The organism is Microbacterium sp. NPDC055502 (assembly GCF_053643635.1).
Genome location: NZ_JBSHKJ010000001.1, coordinates 1,312,792 through 1,329,046 on the forward strand (window position 1 = coordinate 1,312,792; position 16,255 = coordinate 1,329,046).

19 protein-coding genes are annotated in these 16,255 nt (G+C 69.9%); 6 read left to right on the plus strand and 13 right to left on the minus strand.

All coding sequences use genetic code 11. The annotated features are described in order from the left end of the window. Positions 1-52: 52 nt before the first annotated feature. The 3 genes from ACWH95_RS06475 to ACWH95_RS06485 form a co-directional block, all read right to left on the minus strand. Positions 53-1,891, minus strand: a complete 1,839-nt coding sequence (locus ACWH95_RS06475) for a class I mannose-6-phosphate isomerase (protein ID WP_454120398.1) — start codon at positions 1,889-1,891, stop codon at positions 53-55. Beyond that, positions 1,888-2,856 carry an ROK family protein gene (locus ACWH95_RS06480; protein ID WP_454120399.1) on the minus strand — a complete coding sequence of 323 codons (969 nt, stop codon included), beginning with the start codon at positions 2,854-2,856 and terminating at the stop codon, positions 1,888-1,890. Before ACWH95_RS06480 ends, ACWH95_RS06475 begins: the two co-directional genes overlap by 4 nt. 74 nt (positions 2,857-2,930) lie before the next feature. Then, positions 2,931-3,953 carry a LacI family DNA-binding transcriptional regulator gene (locus ACWH95_RS06485; RefSeq protein WP_136034488.1) on the minus strand — a complete coding sequence of 341 codons (1,023 nt, stop codon included), beginning with the start codon at positions 3,951-3,953 and terminating at the stop codon, positions 2,931-2,933. A 206-nt stretch (positions 3,954-4,159) separates the two neighbouring features. On the opposite strand from ACWH95_RS06485, the gene ACWH95_RS06490 reads away from it, so the two are divergent. Together ACWH95_RS06490 and ACWH95_RS06495 are read left to right on the plus strand one after the other, a co-directional pair. Further along, positions 4,160-4,387, plus strand: a complete 228-nt coding sequence (locus ACWH95_RS06490; protein WP_136034486.1) for a hypothetical protein — start codon at positions 4,160-4,162, stop codon at positions 4,385-4,387. Continuing rightward, positions 4,384-5,118, plus strand: coding sequence for a 3-keto-5-aminohexanoate cleavage protein (locus ACWH95_RS06495; protein WP_240744669.1), 735 nt, complete (start codon positions 4,384-4,386; stop codon positions 5,116-5,118). Before ACWH95_RS06490 ends, ACWH95_RS06495 begins: the two co-directional genes overlap by 4 nt. A 175-nt stretch (positions 5,119-5,293) precedes the next feature. Here ACWH95_RS06495 and ACWH95_RS06500 read toward each other — a convergent pair whose 3' ends face one another. Both ACWH95_RS06500 and ACWH95_RS06505 read right to left on the minus strand, forming a co-directional pair. Further along, entirely contained in the window at positions 5,294-5,668 is a 375-nt protein-coding gene (locus ACWH95_RS06500; RefSeq protein ID WP_136045473.1) for a VOC family protein, read from the minus strand. 179 nt (positions 5,669-5,847) lie between these two features. Next, the gene (locus tag ACWH95_RS06505; RefSeq protein WP_454120400.1) at positions 5,848-6,579 is read right to left on the minus strand and encodes a helix-turn-helix transcriptional regulator; all 732 of its coding nucleotides are present in this window, start codon (positions 6,577-6,579) and stop codon (positions 5,848-5,850) included. Positions 6,580-6,662: 83 nt separating this feature from the next. Here ACWH95_RS06505 and ACWH95_RS06510 point away from each other — a divergent pair, with 83 nt between their 5' ends. Continuing rightward, positions 6,663-7,532, plus strand: coding sequence for an NmrA family NAD(P)-binding protein (locus ACWH95_RS06510; protein WP_378803192.1), 870 nt, complete (start codon positions 6,663-6,665; stop codon positions 7,530-7,532). A gap of 3 nt (positions 7,533-7,535) precedes the next feature. On the opposite strand, the gene ACWH95_RS06515 is transcribed toward ACWH95_RS06510, so the two are convergent. Continuing rightward, positions 7,536-8,225 (minus strand): nucleotidyltransferase domain-containing protein, encoded by a 690-nt coding sequence (locus ACWH95_RS06515; protein ID WP_454120401.1) that lies wholly within the window; start codon positions 8,223-8,225, stop codon positions 7,536-7,538. 133 nt (positions 8,226-8,358) lie between these two features. Continuing rightward, positions 8,359-9,360, minus strand: a complete 1,002-nt coding sequence (locus ACWH95_RS06520) for an SDR family NAD(P)-dependent oxidoreductase (RefSeq protein ID WP_454120402.1) — start codon at positions 9,358-9,360, stop codon at positions 8,359-8,361. A gap of 75 nt (positions 9,361-9,435) precedes the next feature. Between ACWH95_RS06520 and ACWH95_RS06525 the strand changes: the two genes are divergently transcribed. Together ACWH95_RS06525 and ACWH95_RS06530 are read left to right on the plus strand one after the other, a co-directional pair. Beyond that, positions 9,436-10,008 carry a TetR/AcrR family transcriptional regulator gene (locus tag ACWH95_RS06525; protein ID WP_454120403.1) on the plus strand — a complete coding sequence of 191 codons (573 nt, stop codon included), beginning with the start codon at positions 9,436-9,438 and terminating at the stop codon, positions 10,006-10,008. A gap of 168 nt (positions 10,009-10,176) precedes the next feature. Then, a complete protein-coding gene (locus ACWH95_RS06530) occupies positions 10,177-10,572 on the plus strand; it encodes a hypothetical protein (protein ID WP_454120404.1) in 396 nt (131 codons plus the stop codon). A 38-nt stretch (positions 10,573-10,610) separates the two neighbouring features. On the opposite strand, the gene ACWH95_RS06535 is transcribed toward ACWH95_RS06530, so the two are convergent. The 4 genes from ACWH95_RS06535 to ACWH95_RS06550 form a co-directional block, all read right to left on the minus strand. Next, positions 10,611-10,808, minus strand: a complete 198-nt coding sequence (locus ACWH95_RS06535; protein ID WP_378822334.1) for a hypothetical protein — start codon at positions 10,806-10,808, stop codon at positions 10,611-10,613. After that, positions 10,805-12,256 carry an amino acid permease gene (locus ACWH95_RS06540; RefSeq protein ID WP_136045476.1) on the minus strand — a complete coding sequence of 484 codons (1,452 nt, stop codon included), beginning with the start codon at positions 12,254-12,256 and terminating at the stop codon, positions 10,805-10,807. Before ACWH95_RS06540 ends, ACWH95_RS06535 begins: the two co-directional genes overlap by 4 nt. A gap of 180 nt (positions 12,257-12,436) precedes the next feature. Then, entirely contained in the window at positions 12,437-12,865 is a 429-nt protein-coding gene (locus ACWH95_RS06545; RefSeq protein WP_454120405.1) for a phosphatase domain-containing protein, read from the minus strand. After that, the gene (locus ACWH95_RS06550) at positions 12,855-13,370 is read right to left on the minus strand and encodes a DUF4188 domain-containing protein (RefSeq protein ID WP_378803199.1); all 516 of its coding nucleotides are present in this window, start codon (positions 13,368-13,370) and stop codon (positions 12,855-12,857) included. The genes ACWH95_RS06545 and ACWH95_RS06550 overlap by 11 nt, the downstream gene beginning before the upstream one ends. Positions 13,371-13,441: 71 nt before the next feature. On the opposite strand from ACWH95_RS06550, the gene ACWH95_RS06555 reads away from it, so the two are divergent. Continuing rightward, on the plus strand, positions 13,442-14,053 hold the full coding sequence (locus ACWH95_RS06555; RefSeq protein ID WP_378822337.1) for a MerR family transcriptional regulator: 612 nt from the start codon (positions 13,442-13,444) through the stop codon (positions 14,051-14,053). Here the strand turns inward: ACWH95_RS06555 and ACWH95_RS06560 are convergent. Further along, complete coding sequence (locus ACWH95_RS06560) at positions 14,043-15,782, minus strand: DNA/RNA helicase domain-containing protein (RefSeq protein WP_454120406.1); 1,740 nt, start codon at positions 15,780-15,782, stop codon at positions 14,043-14,045. The genes ACWH95_RS06555 and ACWH95_RS06560 overlap by 11 nt on opposite strands. Continuing rightward, positions 15,779-16,114: a nucleotide pyrophosphohydrolase gene (locus ACWH95_RS06565; RefSeq protein ID WP_378822339.1), complete on the minus strand. Its 336-nt coding sequence runs from the start codon at positions 16,112-16,114 to the stop codon at positions 15,779-15,781. Before ACWH95_RS06565 ends, ACWH95_RS06560 begins: the two co-directional genes overlap by 4 nt. Positions 16,115-16,255: the final 141 nt, after the last annotated feature.

A 16,255-nucleotide genomic window follows, 5' to 3' on the forward strand; every position in this document is an offset into this window, starting at 1 on the left:
CCGGGTGGGATCCTCGCGGTGATGCCTCGTGCTGTGTGTCGGGTGTCGATGTTCAGTTGTCGCCCGTGCGCGTGCCGCGCACGGAGGCCTTGACGGTCGCGAAGCGCGGGCTCCGCGAGTTCTCGGTGCGCTCGATCCGGTACGCGCCCACCGCGGCCGGCACGATGAACGTCTCGGCGTAGTGGATCACGAAGGGCTCGAACGCCGCGGTGGGGCTGACCACGCGCACCTCGTCGCCCTCCACCAGGTTGAGCACGTTGACCGTGCCGTCGGTGTCGTGATCGGCGCCCTGCGCGAACCAGTGCCGGCGCACCTCGATGAACTCCAGCTCGTGCAGTCCCGTGCGCTCCTCGGTGACCTCGTCATCGGTGTGCAGGGTCTCGACGCGGTCGACCAGGTTCTCCATCACCCAGGTGGTGTCGCGGTCCCACTGGATGTTGCGGGCGCCGTGGTCGAGGTGCACGGGGCGGGGAATGCCGTCGAGGCCCACGCGGCCCCAGTCCCACAGCTTGAACGTGAAGATGAACGGCGTCGCCGAGATCTCCAGCACCATCGAGTTCGACCCCGATGCGTGCACGGTGCCCGCGGGGATCAGGAAGTGGTCGTGCTTGCGGGCGGGGAACGAGTTGACGTACTTCTCGGCGGGGAACGGGTGCTCGCCGTCCTGCGCGGTCGCCAGGTCCTGCAGCATCTCGGCGGGGTCGATGCCCTCCTTGGTGCCCAGGTACACGACCGCGTCGTCGCCGACGTCGAGCATGTAGTAGCTCTCGTCCTGCGTGTAGTGCATGCCGAACGTGTTCTGGATGTAGTCCGTCAGCGGATGCACCTGCAGGCTGAGGTTGCCGCCGTCCATCGTGTCGAGGAAGTCGAAGCGGATGGGGAACTCGGCCCCGAAGCGCGCGAACGTCTTGGCGCCGAGCAGATCGACCGGGCGGCTGAACACCAGGTCGAGCGCGGGCAGCTCGATCACGCCGCCGTCGCCCTCCAGCAGCAGCGAGTTCTCCTCGGGCACGCAGTCGAAGCACCACGCGTAGTTGTCCTTCGAGGGGTCGAGCCCGATGAGGTTCTTCATCCACTGCCCGCCCCACACGCCGGGGTCGAAGAACGGCACGACGCGGAACGGGCGGTGCGCCGCATCCTTCAGGGCCTGCCGGAAGGCGGTGCCCGTGATCATGCCCGCGTCGGGGGAGTCGGGGTGCGGTTCGGCCGGGGCGATCGCGTTGCCGTCGAGCACGAAGTCGAGCGTGTCGAACAGCGTGCGCTTGTGGCGGTCGGCCACCCGCCACTCCACGAAGAACCCGCGCTTGTACTTGCGCAGGTTGTCCTCGCCGGGGTTGTCGGCGCGCCAGTTCGTGGCCCCCTGGCGCTGCCGCAGCTGGATCTCCCAGCGGGCCATGTCGACCAGCACGGTCGCGGAGGCTCCGGCCAGACGGTCCTCGAGCAGCGCCGCGCCCCAGCCGACCACGACCGTCGGGGTTCCGGTGACCGCGGCCGCGAGGGCGTCGAGGCGCTCGGCGTCGTAGAAGTCGTCCAGGGTGAAGTGGCTCATGACGCCGAAGACCCGGTCGTCGGTGAGGTTCGGGGCGATCAGCCGCTCGACCTCGGCGACCGGACGCGCCGCGGTCTCCACGTCGGTGAGGGTCCAGGCGGGAAGGGCGGCCTCCAGCTGGGCGGCGAGCGCGGGCACGTCGACGCCGGGGTAGGTGTCCACCAGCAGCACGGGCGCCGTGCCGGTCACGCGGGCGCGGGCCTCGGCGAGCTCGGCGGCGGCGGCCCACGCCTCGGCACCGCGCAGGATGCGCTCGCCCGGCGGCAGCGCCACGGTCGGCTGGGTGTCGTAGCGACCCCGGGTGGTGTGCCCTTCGTGCATGTCGCTGATCGGCGCGGTCACTGGTCCTCCTGCGGTGGTGCGGTGCGGGGTGCGGTCGTCGGCTCCGGGGTCCCCGATGGGGCCGGGCGCGACGAGGGGTTCGAGGGTGCGGGTGGGGCGGCGGTCCGGCTGGCCGCCGCGGCGGCGCGGGCGAGGACGCTGAGGCCGCGGGCGACCGAGAGCTCCGGCTCGGGCGGCACGACGAGGCGCGGGGGCGTGAGCGACGGCCACAGGTGTGCGCGCAGGTACTCGTCGACGGGCGTGCTGATCGCGGCGCCCGCGCGGAGGATGCCCCCGGAGAGGATCACCACGGCCGGGTCGTAGGAGTGCACCAGGCTCGTGACGACCGCGCCCCAGACGTGCAGGAAGCGGTGACGGAGCTCGGGGTGCGCGTCGGTCGTGAAGACCTCGGTCATGCTCACGCCCGCCGGCAGGGCGCGGGTGCTGGCGAGCGCCTCACCGCAGCCGATGTTGCCGCACGGGCAGGTGGGGCCGTCGAGGTCGACCGTGAGGTGTCCGCCGAGGATGCCCGCGTGACCCGTGCGGCCGCGGAGCGCGACCCCGTCGAGGAGCGCGGCCGTGCCGATGCCCGTGCCCAGTGTGACCAGCACGGCGTCGCGCTCGCCGAGGGCGCTGCCCGCGGAGGTCTCGCCGATCAGCGCCGCGCGGGCGTCGTTCTCCACCACGGCGGGCAGCCCGAACTCCGCGCGGGCCCAGGTGCCGAGGTCGAAGTCGCGGAGGAAGTCGTACTTGGCGTTCGCGTGCCGCATGCGCCCGGTCGCGGGGTCGACCACGCCGGGGACGGCGATGCCCACGGCGTCGGCCTCGGCACCGAGTTCGCTCAGGAGACGGCGGGCGTCGAGGGCCGCGTCGGCGAGGTCGGCGGCGGTGCCGCGCACGGGGAGCCGGTTCGACGCGAGGACGCGGTCGCCGTCGATGACGGCCAGCTTGATCTCGGTTCCCCCGAAATCGATGCACAGCTCCATCCGGCCTCCTCGTCGATGATTGGTAACGTTATCAACGCAGGCGAGGAGTGTCAACATCCGCGGCGAGGGGTGGTTCAGCGCACGCCGCGGAGCGACACCGGCAGCTCGACCTCGCGGGCGGGCGCCTCGCGATCGCCGCCGTCGAGACGGTCGAGCAGCAGGCGGGCGGCCGTGCGACCGAGCTCTCGCGGGTCGTGGTCGATCACGCTGATGGGCACGGGCGACAGCTCGGCGAGCTCGAAGTCGTCGAAGCTCAGCAGCTCGGGGAAGTCGGCCGAAGCACGAAGCCCCGTGGCGAGCTGTGTGCTGATCTCCTTGAGCGCGCCGATCGCGTTGCGGTTGTTGGCGCAGAAGATCGCCGTCGGCGGGTTCTTGGCCCGCAGCAGCGCGCGGGTGGCATCGCGCGCCTGCTCGACGGTCTGCTGGTTCGTGGCGACCAGGTGCGGGTCGACCCGGAGGCCGCGCGTCTCCATCGCCCGCACGAACCCGGCATGGCGGCGCTCGCCGGTGAAGATCGACAGGGCGTTGCCGAGATAACCGATGCGGGTGTGACCGCCGTCGATCAGGGCCGTCGTGCCGCGGAACGCGCCGTCTTCGTCGGCGAGCACCACGCTGTCGGCCGCGAGCCCGTCGATGCGGCGCGAGGCCAGCACCACCGGCACGCCCTGGTTCTGCGAGTGGGCGAGGTGCGTGGAGGTGGTGCTCGCGGGCACCACGATGAGTCCGTCGACGCGACGCCCGAGGAAGTCGCCGACGAGCTCGGCCTCGCGGGCGGCGTCCTCCGAGGTGTTGCCGAGCAGGATGCGGCGGCCGGTGAGAGCGGCCTCCTCCTCCACGCCGAGTGCGAAGGTGCTGTAGTACGGGTTGGCGATGTTGGTGATCGCGACGCCGATGAGTCCGCTGCTGTGACCCGGGCGGATGCTGCGGGCGTTCTCGTTGCGGTGATACCCGAGCTCGGCGACCGCGGCGAGCACCCGCTGCTGCACCTCGGGCTTCACGTTCACGCCGCCGGACAGCGTGCGTGACACCGTCATGGGGCTGACGCCCGCGCGCTGGGCGACCTCCTTCACGGTCGGCCGGTGCGCCCTCTCGCTCATTCCTGCCTCCGAGCCGTGGTGTCCGCGATCTGAAGGGAACGTTATCAGCGAAGCCGCGGGGCGGCGGTCAGGGTGCGCGAGGTCCGCCGTGGATCGGAGGAGTTGTGCGCGGATGCGGCCGGCGCCGTGGGCGGAAACACGGTGTCAAGGCCCTCTTCGCTGTCGGTCGCCCCACGTAGAAAGGAAGGACGACGAAAGGCAGGGGCATGGCCGCAGGTGACATCGAGACCTTCTCGCGCAACGGGATCTGGTTCAACCGCATCCAGGGCGAGTCGCACACGCTCGGGAGCAGCTTCGAGTCGATGGACGAGGCGGTGAAGGTCGGTCGCGGGGCGGCGGTCGCGCGACAGGTGCAGCACTTCGTGCGCACCGAGGAAGGGCCGTCCGAGGATGTCGCTCCGAACGAGGCGCACCCGCGCGACCTGATGTGGTGACCGCGCCGATGCTGCTGCAGGTGTGCGCGAACGGCGCGCGCGAGGTGGCGTCGCATCCCTGGCTGAGCGCCGACGAGACGGTGGTCGCGCAAGACGCCGCGGCGGCGCTCGAGGCCGGTGCGGCGGAGGTGCACGTGCACCCGAAGGATGCGTCGGGCCGCGATTCGCTCGACTCGCGGGACGTGCAGCGGTGGCTCGGGGCCGTCCGCGCGGCATGCCCCGGTGTGCCCGTGGGCGTGACGACCGGTGCATGGGCGGAGCCCGACGTGTCGCGACGGCTCGCCGCGATCGAGTCGTGGACCGAGCTGCCCGACTACGCCTCGGTGAACTGGCACGAGGCGGGGGCCGATGAGGTGGCCGCCCTGCTGCGGCGTCGCGGGATCGGCGTGGAGGCGGGGATCTGGGACGCGGCGGGCCTGGAGGTGTGGCGGCACTCGCCGGTGCGCGGGGACTGTGTGCGGGTGCTCGTCGAGCTTCCCGACGAGGCCGCCGAGGTGGTGCGCGCGCATGCGGAGGGCCTGGTCGCGCACGTGGCCAAGGAGGAGCCCGACCTGCCGATCCTGCTGCACGGGGAGGAGCGGTCGGCCTGGGCCGCGCTCGACCTCGCCGTGGAGCTCGGCCTCGACACGCGGATCGGCCTGGAGGACGTGCTGCTGCTTCCCGACGGCACCGATGCCCCCGGCAACGCCGCCCTCGTCCGGGCGGCTCGCGCCCGCGGCGCCGGGGTGTGACCCCGCGCCCGGTGGCGTGCGGGGTCGAAACCGCTCCTCCCCGGGCGGCTTCCGGTGCGTTTCCCACCCCGCACGGGGGCGACCGCGGCTCGGTTGGCGTGCGGGGTCGGAATCGCTCCTCTCCGGGCGGCTTCCGGTGTGTTTTCCACCCCGCACGGCCCGCATCCGGGCCGGCTCAGGACTCCCAGCCGCGCCAGTCCGGACGGTCGACGATGCAGAAGCGGTTGCCCTCGGGGTCTTCCATGATGATGTAGTCCGCGTCGTCGGGTCTGCCGTCCCAGTGCACCTCGCGCGCCCCGAGTTCGGCCAGTCGCCGGACCTCGGCGGCCTGGTCTTCGGCGTAGATGTCGAGGTGGATGCGCGGCGGCAGCACCCGCTCGGAGTGGTGGGCGTCGAGCGCGATGCACGGCGTCTCAGCGTCGCGCGGTTTCAGCACGAGCCAGTCGTCCTCGGCGGGGTCGCGCTCCACATAGTCGAGGGCGGCCTTCCAGAACGCGGCCTGGGCCGGGAGGTCGTTCACGCGGATCACGATCGACACGATCTTCAGCATGCCCGGGAGTGTACGGGCGGCTCGGGAGGGGGGACAGGGCCTTGCGGACCGATGCGGGGGCGCTCCGCGGACCCGGGCGGCGTGCGCGTCTGCGCGCGAGACTCCGCCTTCTCACCCCGCACCCGCACCCGTAGCCCGCACCCCGCACCCGCAGCCCGAGCACCGCGGCTCACCACATCTCACATCACTCCTGCGGATCCCGGCGCCGCCGCGTCCGTCCGCCCGAAGTCGCTCGTGAGCCACGCCTCCACCGACGCGAAGGGGAAGTCGCGCCGGGTGTGCGTGCCCGGAAGGATCCGCGCGTGCCGCATCCGGTCGAGGCGGAACAGCCGCCAGTCGTCGCGATCGAGGTCGAATGCCACGACGTACCACCGCGACGTCCGCCGCACGTGGCGGTGCGGCTCGATGGTCCGCGCGGAGGCGGTGCCGTGCTGGTCGGTGTAGTCGAAGGTGAGGCGCGAGCCCTGGGCGACCGCGTCGGCGAGGGTGCCGACGAGTGCCCAGTCCACGGCGGCCGTCTCCGGCTGGAGGATCTGCGCCGACAGGGCGGTGGCGGCGGCTCGGCGGCGCAGCGCGGGCGGCAGGGTCTGTTCGAGTTTGGCGCGGGCGACCGCGGGCGCGGGGTCGGCGGGGTCTCCGGTCTCGAGCACGAGCAGAGCCGTGATGATCGTGGTGACCTCGTCCGCGTCGAGCAGCAGCGGAGGGATGCGGGTGCCGGGGCGCAGGCGGTAGGCGGCGCCGGGTCCGGGTCGGGAGTGCACGTCGTAGCCGAGGTCGCGAAGGCGTTGCGCATCGCGGCGGACGGTCCGGGCACTCACCTCCAGGCGTGCGGCGAGCTCGGGCACGCTCCACTCGCCGCCGGTCTGCAGGAGGGACAGGAGACGGAGCGTGCGGTTCGACGGAGTGTCCACGCCTCCATGATCCCGCGAGATACGGCCAGGATCAGGCCGTATCTGGTTCTAACGTGGGCGGACATCGAACGAGAGGATCCCTCATGCGCATCGCTGTCACGACCCCGAACGGCCATGTCGGCCGGCACCTGACGCGGATGCTGGTGCGCGCCGGCGTCCGTCCGCTCCTGCTCACGCGCACCCCCGATCGCATCGCGGCGGAGCTGCGGCCGCACGTCGAGATCGCCCGCGCCGACTCGCAGAACGCGGAGGAGGTGAGCGCCGCGACCCGGGGCGTGGACGCCCTGTACTGGGTGGATCCGTCGGTGATGTCGGAGGATCCGCTCGCCGACTACGCGCGGGCGACGGACGCCCTGGTGGGCGCGGTCGCGCGGAACGGCATCGGGCGGGTGGTGTTCCAGAGCAGCGTCGGTGCCGAGAGGCGTCACGGCGCGGGCGAGATCGATGGGCTCGCCGCGACCGAGGTGGCGCTCGACGCTCTGGGCATCGCTGTGACCCATCTGCGCTGCGGCTACTTCTTCAGCAACCTGCTGCTCGACGCGGAGTCGCTGCGGGCCGGGCGGCTGTCGACGGTGCTGCCGCTCGATTCGACGATGCCGTGGGTGGCGCCGCGCGACATCGCCGAGGTCGCCGCGCTCACCCTGCTCAACCGCGAGTGGAGCGGGCGGCGGGTGCAGGCGGTGCACGGGCCGGAGGATCTGAGCTGGGCGCAGGTCGCCGGCATCCTCACGCACGAGCTCGGCCGCGAGGTCACGGTGGAGCGCATCGCCGACGACGACCTGCGTCAGGGCCTGAAGGCTGCGGGCATGCCGGAGGCGATGGCGGAGGCCGTGTTGGGCATGTCCACCGGGCTGCGCGACGACTTCACCCCGGAGCAACCGCGCTCGCTCGTGTCCACGACCCCCACGACCCTGCGGTCCTGGGTGCGGGACGAGCTCGTGGGCGTGGTGTAGCGGTCAGCGCACGAAGCCGTCCTGCACGCGGCCGCCGGCACGGGCGAGCTCCTCGTCCGCGCGTGCCGCGAACGCGGTGAGGTCGCCGTGGAGCAGGGGTGCGGCGAGGCGCTCCGCGCGGGCGGGGTCCAGGTCGCGGAGCCGCCGCGGGAGGTACTTGCCCGTTCCGATCCAGTGCCGTTCGGTGAGCAGCACGAGCTCCGCGACCCGGGAGAACAGCGTCCAGGCGATGACGTTCCGCTCCAGCTCGTCGGTGGCGTCGCGCAGATCGTCGAGCAGGTCGGTGATCATGTAGCGCCGCAGCGCGAGTTCATGCTCGTCCACGGTCGGGCCGTCCGCGAGTCGCGCGCCCCACTCCTCGCGGAGGGCGGTGAGGGCCTGGCCGCCGCGCACCTCTTCGCCTTCGACGAGCATGTGGACGATGACGGGCCGGTGCTGATCGATCCCGCCGCGCGCCCATTCCCGGTAGCCGTCGTGCGTGTACGCGAACACCTCGAAGATCTCTCCCTCGAAGCGGTAGGTCGCGGCCAGGCTCGTCCCGCCGTTCGGAAACAGCGCGTCGCCGATCACGAGGAGGTCGATGTCGCTGGAGGCCGTCCGGTCGCCGCGGGCCGTGCTGCCGCCGATCACCGCGATCTCCGCCGCCGGGAACTCCTGCTCGATGAAGCGCTCACACAGGTCGAGGTACGTCATCCGGGCATCGTAACGACAGTGCACCTCGACCCGGGCGCAGGCCGCTCTCACCCGCCGCATCAGACCCTCGCCCGCACGCGAGTAACGCCCCCGCCGTTCGGGTCGGCGGGGGCGTCGGTCTCAGGGAGTCGCGTTACTGGACGGACCAGCCGCCGTCCGAGGCGAGGATGGCGCCGTTGATGTTCACGGCGTCGTCCGACAGCAGGAACGTGATCGACGCGGCCAGGTGCTCGGCGGTCGCGACGGTGGGGATGGCCTGCTGGAACGGGGCGAGGCGCCCGGAACCGTACTCCGACATGTGCGGGGGCATCGGGATGCCGGTGGCGACACCGCCGGGGGCGACGGAGTTCACGCGGATGCCCTTCGGCCCGTACATGAAGGCTGCCGACTTGGTGACGCCGATGATGCCGTGCTTGCTGGCCGTGTAGGCGTTGCCCGAGGCGTTGCCGCGCAGTCCGGCCTCGCTCGACACGTTGAGGATCGCGCCGTGTCCGGCCTTCTCCATCACGGGGATGACCGCGCGCATGAGCTTGAACGGGGCGGTGAGGTTGATCGCGATGACGCGGTCCCAGACGGCGTCGGGGGTCTCGCCCGCGGGGGAGAAGTCGTCGTTGATGCCGGCGACGTTGGCGAGGCCGTCGATGCGGTCGCCCGCGGCGGCGAGGACGGCGTCGATGGCCTCCTGCTTCGTGAGGTCGCCCGCGACCGTGACGATGTCGGCCTCCGGGAGCTCGGCCGTGAGGGCGTCGAGCTTCTCGGCGGCGATGTCGCTCGCGATCACACGGCCGCCCTCGCGGGCGATGCGGGAGGCGGTGGCCCTGCCGATGCCGGAGGCGGCGCCCGTGACGATCACGGTCTTGCCGGCGAAGCGGCCCGCGGTGACCTTCTCGGTCCACCCCTCGGAGGCGTCGTCTTCGGGGATCTCGCCGTTGTTGGCGGCGCGCACCAGGTCGTCGACGACCGACTGCGGGAGCTGGCCCTGGCTCATGGCGACGAGCTGCTGCAGGGGCAGGCCGAGCACGGGGGTGAGAAGCCCGGGGTCGGCGCCCGTCTGCTCGAAGAGTCCCCGGATGAGCGGGCCGCCGGTCGGGTCGTTCATCCAGTCGCCGATGGTGGAGTGTGCGGTGAGGGCCATGCTCTTTCTCCTTGCTCGGGTTTCGCAACGGTGCGTCTACTTATGTTCCAGTGTACGCCTCTGTACGCTCGATGGGTGCCCCGTCCTCGCAGCGAGAAAGCCCGCCAGTCCGTGCTGGACGCGATGCGTCGCGCGCTCGCCGAGGACGGCTACGAGGCCGTGACGATCGAGGGTCTGGCGGAGGCGGCCGGGGTGTCGAAGCAGACCATCTACCGGTGGTGGAAGACGAAGGCCGCGATCCTCGGCGAGGCGCTGCTCGAGGGCACCCTGCCCGGGTCGGATGTGGCGGTACCGATGGCCGACGACCTCGGCGCGGATCTGCGGGCCTGGTTCACGGCGGTGTCCGCGGGGCTCGCCCGGCCGCAGGGGGTGGCGCTCGCGCGGGCGCTGATCGAGGTCACCGCGGCCGACCCCGAGCTCGGGCTGGTGTTGAACGAGAAGCTCGCGGCGCCGATCCGGGAGTGGGTCGGCGACCGCATCGCGCGCGGTCGTGCGGCCGGTGATGTGCGGGCAGACGTGGACGCCGCCGCGATCGCGGATCAGTTCATCGCGATGGCCTCGTACGCCGCGCTGATCGGTCAGCCCCTGAGCGCCGAGCGCGTGGAGGAGACGGTGCTCCTGCTCCTCCGCGGGATCGCCCAGGGCTGAGCCTCCACCACCGATATACAACGGCCGGAGGGTGTGCACCTTTCTGGACTCCGCATCGATCCCTGTGCCAGCGTTCATGACGAATCGATCGCGGGGGCTGTGCGGGGATGCGTCGCGTCAGATTTCGCGAGCACGCCCTTCACCGCGGTCGGGGGAAGGGAGACAGCAATGCGCATCAAGGAGCCCTCGGGGCAGGTCGGATATGTCCTCGTTGTCGTGATCGGAATTCCGCTTGTCCTTGTCCCTCTGAGCGCCGTCAGCTTCGAGCTCGGCGTCATCTGGGCCGTCGTGGCGCTCGTTTCCGCGGCGATCGTGTCGGCGCGAACGTTTCGCGGGCCGGCAGAGTCGGACGCCAGGAGGCCGTGGTGGAGGATGACGTACGCCCGCCGCATGAGCATCGCGCTTGCTCTGTTCTTCTTCGCGCAGGGAGTGTGCGCGTCGATCGCTGCGGGGCAGTTCCCGAATCCGCCACTCGTCTTCGTGGGAGGTGTCGTGCTGGTTCTCGTGGCGGGGTTGTACCTGAACTCGGCGATCAGGATGGGATCCGCGTCCGGGACGGAATAGCGGCCGCGGTTCGGAGACGAACGAGTGATCGCTTCGGGCTAGCCGCGTCTGCGGAGCACCTTTCCCACCACAGCCAACGCGACTCCGAGAAGTATCAGAGCAGCGAGCCAGAGGACCCACGCGACGTCGTGGAACAGCGGGAGGGTCGCGACCGTCGGAAGCGCCGTGCCGAGCAGCACCAGCGCGACGACCGTTCCCCGCTCCCGGGCGGTTCCGCGGGGCGGGCTCCCGCTCACGACTTCTTCTCCGCGCGGTGCCGGGGGCTGTCGGGGTTCATGAGGGAGTGGCGGCGGCCGTAGAGGAAGTAGATGATCAGGCCGATCACGAGCCAGACGGCGAAGCGCAGCCAGGTCTCCCAGTGCAGCTGGGAGATGAGGAACAGGGAGAAGCCGACGCCGATGATCGGGACCACCGGCATGAAGGGCAGGCGGAACGTGCGCGGGGCGTCGGGCTTCGTGTAGCGGAACACGATCACCGCGACGCACACCACGACGAACGCGGCGAGGATGCCGATGTTCGTCAGGTCGGCGACCGCGCGGATGGGGAAGACGCCGGCGAAGAAGGCGGAGGCGATGCCGGCGATCCAGGTGACGCGCTGCGGCACGCCCCGACGGTCGACCTTGCTGAACCAGCCGGGGAGAAGTCCGTCGCGGCTCATCGAGAACCAGACGCGGGTCGCGCCGAGGAGGAAGGTGAGCATGACGGTGAGGATCGACAGCACCGCGAACACGGAGATGATGGCGGCCACGACGGGCAGGCCCACGCCCGTGAACGCGGAGGCGAAGCCGGCCTTGGGGTCGATCTCGGTGTAGTTCTGCATGCCGGTGAGCACGAGGGTCGCGGCGACGTACAGCAGCATCGCGATGATGAGCGACAGGATGATCGCCTTCGGCATGTGCTTGCGGCCGTCCTTGGCCTCTTCGGCGGCGGTGCTCATGGCGTCGTAGCCGAAGACGGCGAAGAACACGGTGGCGGCGCCGGTGAAGACGGGGCCGAAGCCGCTGGGCATGAAGGGGTCGTAGTTCTCGGTGTTGATGTAGAAGATGCCGAGGCCGACGATGCCGAGGATCAGGGCGATCTTGATGGCGACGGCGACGAGCTCGAAGCGTCCGAACGTCTGGGTGCCGCGGCTCAGGAGGAACGTCACGAGCAGGCAGATGACGATCGCGGGCACGTTGACGGCGCCGCCCGGCACGTCGGCGGTCTCGGTGACGGAGAGCGGCAGGTGGATGCCGAACCCGGAGAGGAACGCGTCGAGGTAGCCGGAGATGCCGATGGCGACCACCGCGACGATGGCGACGTATTCGAGCAGGAGGTCCCAGCCGATGAACCAGCCGACGACTTCGCCGAGCGCGACGTAGCCGTAACTGTAGGCGGAGCCGGCGCGCGGGATCATGCCGGCGAACTCGGCGTAGGAGAGGGCGGCGGCCGCGGACGCGAGCCCGGCGATGAGGAACGAGATGAGCACGGCCGGTCCCACACCCGGGTTGGCGGCGTCGCCGTGTGCGACGAGTCCGGCGAGCGAGAAGATCCCGACGCCGATGATGCCGCCGACGCCGATCGCCGTGAGCTGCCACAGGCCGAGGGACTTGTGCAGGCCGCTGCGCGCGGCCTCCTCCGTCATGTCGCTGACGGGCTTGCGCCGCCAGACCGAGTGGGACGGGGTCTTCGAGGTGTCGGGCATCATCGCCTTCCGGTCGGGCTCGCACAGGGTGCTGCGCGAGGTCCTGTGCCGCGCGCGGGTGCACGCGCGGGGTCGTCCGCGGCCGGGGGCGGCGCCGGGTGGAGCACCTGTCTGCCGAGGGGACCAGTGGCACGCTACCCCGAACGACGGAGGCGCGGCGATATGCAGGGACGGATGTGGTCAGAAGTCACCATCGGCGACCTGGAAGCAGACCAGGCCGCGCGAGCGCCACATCTCGACGACACTGCGGCGGTCGTCCACCACGCCGATGACGGAGAAGTACGGCGCGATGGCGGTGTCGTGGATCTCGCCCTTGACGATGTTGTCGGCGCGCTGGTCGCCCTTCCGGCGCAGCAGCAGGCGGTCGAAGGGGATGCCGTTGAAGGTGAGCCACGATTCGGTCGCGCGCCGGGCGCTCTCGTCGCGCCCCGACACGACGATGAGCGCGTCGACTTCGGGGTGCGCCGCGAGTGCCTGCGCAGCCATCACGACCGGACGATGGGGTGTGTCGATCGCGACGTTGCGCATGTCGTAGGGCGAGCGGTCGCCGAGGAGGGCGAGGGTTCCGTCGACGTCGAACACCCAGACGCGGGGCAGCTCATGGGGCATGTGGTGAGGCTAGCGGCTTCGTCGCCTCCGTCCGTCCGTCGGTGAAGCGCGCCTGGGCGCGGTCGTGGCGGCGGGGCACTTCGACGTGCTGCGTGGCGGCGGCGAGTCCCATGCGCTTGGTGGAGACGTAGACGCTCTCGGCGGTGTCGACGAGGAACGTCTCGTGCCACACCCCGACCGCGCCGGGCGCCTTGCGGGCGGCGCGGTTGAAGGCGGTCCACGCGGGGCGGTGCTCCTGGTTCGGGTTCGAGGCGTAGGCGTAGAGCTTCTCGACCGACGACCAGAACTGCACGACGTAGGGGCCGCCCGAGCCGAGGAGCAGCTGGTAGCCGAGCAGGCCGGAGTCGGGGTCGGTGCTGAGCTCGCGGAGCATCCGGGGCATCGCGACGAACGCAGGCAGCCACAGGTCGGGCCGCCACCAGCGGTTGATCTGCATGCCGATGTGGAACACGACGAGCTCGCCGTCGTGGTGGTGGGTCATGCGACCCGTGACGACCTGGGACATGGTGTCTCCTTCGATTGGATAGCGTCACTATCCATACTGGATAGCGCTACTATCGATGTCAAGGGGTGGCCATGAGGATTTCTGAACTGTCGGCGCAGACCGGCGTGACCGTGCCGACGATCAAGTACTACCTGCGCGAGGGGCTGCTCCCCGAGGGCGAGCGGTCGTCGCCGACCCAGGCCACGTACGGCGAGAAGCACGTCGAACGGCTGCGGGTGATCCGGGCGCTGCTCGACGCCGGCGTGAGCATCGCCGAGACGCGCCGGGTGCTCGGGGCGCTGGATGATCCGCCTGCCAGTCCGAACGCGCTGCTCGGGACCGCCCACGCCGCGATCACTCCGCCGGTGGAGGAGTCTGTCGATCTGGCGGAGGCTGAAGCCCTGGTCGAGGGGCTCGGGTGGAAGCCGGGGATGTGCGACGAGGCGGTGCTGCACGCGGTCGCCCGGGCCTTGGGCGGCTTGGAGCGCGCGGGCTTCGTCGTGCCGAAGGCCGTGATGCGTGAATACCTGCGGTCGACGCGACGCATCGCGGATGCCGAGATCGCGGGGGTGCCGGGGGAGTCCGCGGAGGCGGCCGTGCGGTACGTGGTGTTGGGGTCGGTGCTGGTGGAGCCGCTCCTGTTGGCGCTACGGCGGGTGGCGCAGCAGGTGAGCTCGGGGGAGCGGTTCGGGGCTAGCTCCTGAATGCAGCGGCGAGGCGCTTGCGAAGCGCGGGGTCACACACATATACGTACGTCCCGCGCATCCCCCGCGTGAGCAGCACCCCATAGATGTTGCGGATGAAGGTCAGCAGGTCGTCGTCGCCGAACGAGTTCCTGAGATGGCCGGTGTTCTCCTTGCCTTTCTTGTCGCGATAACTCTCGCGGTCCGCAACGATCCGGCCGGTTGTGGCGTCTACGCGGAGGTCCGGCCCGATGATGACGCCCGCGTAGTTGAGGTCGTATCCCTGGACGGTGTGGATCGACCCGACCTCCTCGAGCGCTCCCGGTGAATTGATCCAGTCCTTATCTGTTCCGTTCCACCGCAGGCGCTCGCCGTCGAGCTCTATGTCGAACTCGTCGGGGTTCTTCTTGGACACCCACTCCCACGCGTAGCCTGCGACGAGTCGCGAAAGACCGACTTCGGCGTCCTTATATCGGATCGCTTCGCGCATCTCGCCGAGGTCATCGAAGAGGCGGAGTTCATACTCGCCGAGGTCGGGGAGCACTGGCGCTTCCTCCCGCAGCAGCGCGCGGATGAACTCGACGTAATCGGCTCCCGCCCGTACGCGCATCTGGGTGGTCAGACGGAAAAAGCGGTGCGCGTCCTTCGCCGCTCTCACCTCGGCATCGAGTGCAGATGGCGCGAGATCATGCGGCCGCACGCTTTGTTCGCCATCCACCAGCAGGAGTTGATGTCTGCTTCGAGCTTTGATCCAGTCGAGCTGTGTGTAAGTGGGGTCGTCTTCGCCGAACAGAGCTGCATTGATGTCTCGGAACTTCTTGTTCTGCACGCCCGATGCTTGGTTCGCGCGCTGGCCCAACCGATGAGTCTCGTCGACGAGTACGAGGTCGAACTCGTCATCCGATTCGCCCAGTTGGAACGGTGACATCACCATTCCCGCGTTGAGCTTCGGCGTCTTCTTGAACACCTTCTTCACGGACTCCCTGAGCGACTGCTGAGGAATCACAAGAGCCATGCGAAGGCTCTTGAGTAGCTCACGATTTTCCGGAACAAAGAACTCGGAGAACATCGAGTCCGGCTCGACGCCGTCGTGATCCTGGTAGTCGCGGATGTCGGCGAGCAGCTTCATGAGGAAGATCGCGATGATCGTCTTGCCCGTTCCCGGGTTGCCCTGAACGACGAGCGTCGACCGGGCGGAGGGATCGTGAAGATCGTCGAGTAGGCCTTCGAGAATGTCCATGATCGCGACGCCCTGGTCGTCCGTGAGGGCCTTAAAGGGCGACAGCTTGAAGAGATCGGAGTTCTCGATCTGCGGGATGCTTCGGGAGAAAAGCCCCTCGGCGCGGAGAGCCTCGAACACGTCCCGGAAGGACTCACGGTAGAGGTCGCGATCGTAGTATTGCGCGTCCGTGAGGCCGTCGTTGCCGTTGAGGATGCGATATCGGCCGTCACCGGAGAACCACCGAATAAGGTGCGACTCGAGGTCGAGGCACACGGACTTGTTGAAGGTGTGGTCAACGACGACCCGGATCGACTCGAGAGCCTCGTGCCGCTTTGATCCCGCGAGGTGCTGTCGCATCCGGCTCGCGGCGTTCACCGTTTCTCCGACATAGAGCCCGGGCGACGTGCGCTGAGTGCTCCCCTCGATCACATAGACGACGGGCCAATTGGTGTGCCGGGTGTCGTCACGGGCCCACGCATCGACGGCGTCGCGTTGAAATGGGAGCCGCTGGATGTTGAACTCTGTCACTCGGGCGCCTCGGACAGCTGGGTGTACTTCGTCATGCGCCCTTTCGCGAGTTCCACGGGGTACTTCGCCTTCGTCGACTCCAGCTTCTTCATGACGATGTCATCAAGGTCGGCACCAAGCTTGTTCGCAAGGTGGATGCAGTACGTGATGACGTCTGCCAGTTCGGCCTCCACCTGCTCCCGGTCGAAGTCCGCAGACCACTGGAAGCACTCGAGAAGCTCGCCCGCTTCGATCGAGATGCTCTTCGCCAGGTTCTCCGGAGAGTGGAACTGATCCCAATCTCGCTCGGCGACGAAGGCGCGAAGGGCGGCAAGGGTCTCCTGGCTCGGCATGGGAGCGACGCTAGCAGTTAGGGACTCGGGCGACTGGGCGCGAACGAGCGGTTCGCCGCCTCCGCGCCATGATCACCGATGAGTCGTCCCGAACTGGCGGCCGTGAGGGACGGCGCGAGCAGCGAAGGGCCGAGCCTCCTC

Bases quoted from the DNA above. Each gene is read 5' to 3' on its own strand.
- ACWH95_RS06480 (WP_454120399.1), bottom strand. From the start codon at position 2,856: ATGGAGCTGTGCATCGATTTCGGGGGAACCGAGATCAAGCTGGCCGTC.
- ACWH95_RS06485 (WP_136034488.1), bottom strand. From the start codon at position 3,953: ATGAGCGAGAGGGCGCACCGGCCGACCGTGAAGGAGGTCGCCCAGCGC.
- ACWH95_RS06490 (WP_136034486.1), top strand. From the start codon at position 4,160: ATGGCCGCAGGTGACATCGAGACCTTCTCGCGCAACGGGATCTGGTTC.
- ACWH95_RS06500 (WP_136045473.1), bottom strand. From the start codon at position 5,668: ATGCTGAAGATCGTGTCGATCGTGATCCGCGTGAACGACCTCCCGGCC.
- ACWH95_RS06510 (WP_378803192.1), top strand. From the start codon at position 6,663: ATGCGCATCGCTGTCACGACCCCGAACGGCCATGTCGGCCGGCACCTG.
- ACWH95_RS06515 (WP_454120401.1), bottom strand. From the start codon at position 8,225: ATGACGTACCTCGACCTGTGTGAGCGCTTCATCGAGCAGGAGTTCCCG.
- ACWH95_RS06520 (WP_454120402.1), bottom strand. From the start codon at position 9,360: ATGGCCCTCACCGCACACTCCACCATCGGCGACTGGATGAACGACCCG.
- ACWH95_RS06530 (WP_454120404.1), top strand. From the start codon at position 10,177: ATGCGCATCAAGGAGCCCTCGGGGCAGGTCGGATATGTCCTCGTTGTC.
- ACWH95_RS06540 (WP_136045476.1), bottom strand. From the start codon at position 12,256: ATGCCCGACACCTCGAAGACCCCGTCCCACTCGGTCTGGCGGCGCAAG.
- ACWH95_RS06545 (WP_454120405.1), bottom strand. From the start codon at position 12,865: ATGCCCCATGAGCTGCCCCGCGTCTGGGTGTTCGACGTCGACGGAACC.
- ACWH95_RS06550 (WP_378803199.1), bottom strand. From the start codon at position 13,370: ATGTCCCAGGTCGTCACGGGTCGCATGACCCACCACCACGACGGCGAG.
- ACWH95_RS06555 (WP_378822337.1), top strand. From the start codon at position 13,442: ATGAGGATTTCTGAACTGTCGGCGCAGACCGGCGTGACCGTGCCGACG.
- ACWH95_RS06565 (WP_378822339.1), bottom strand. From the start codon at position 16,114: ATGCCGAGCCAGGAGACCCTTGCCGCCCTTCGCGCCTTCGTCGCCGAG.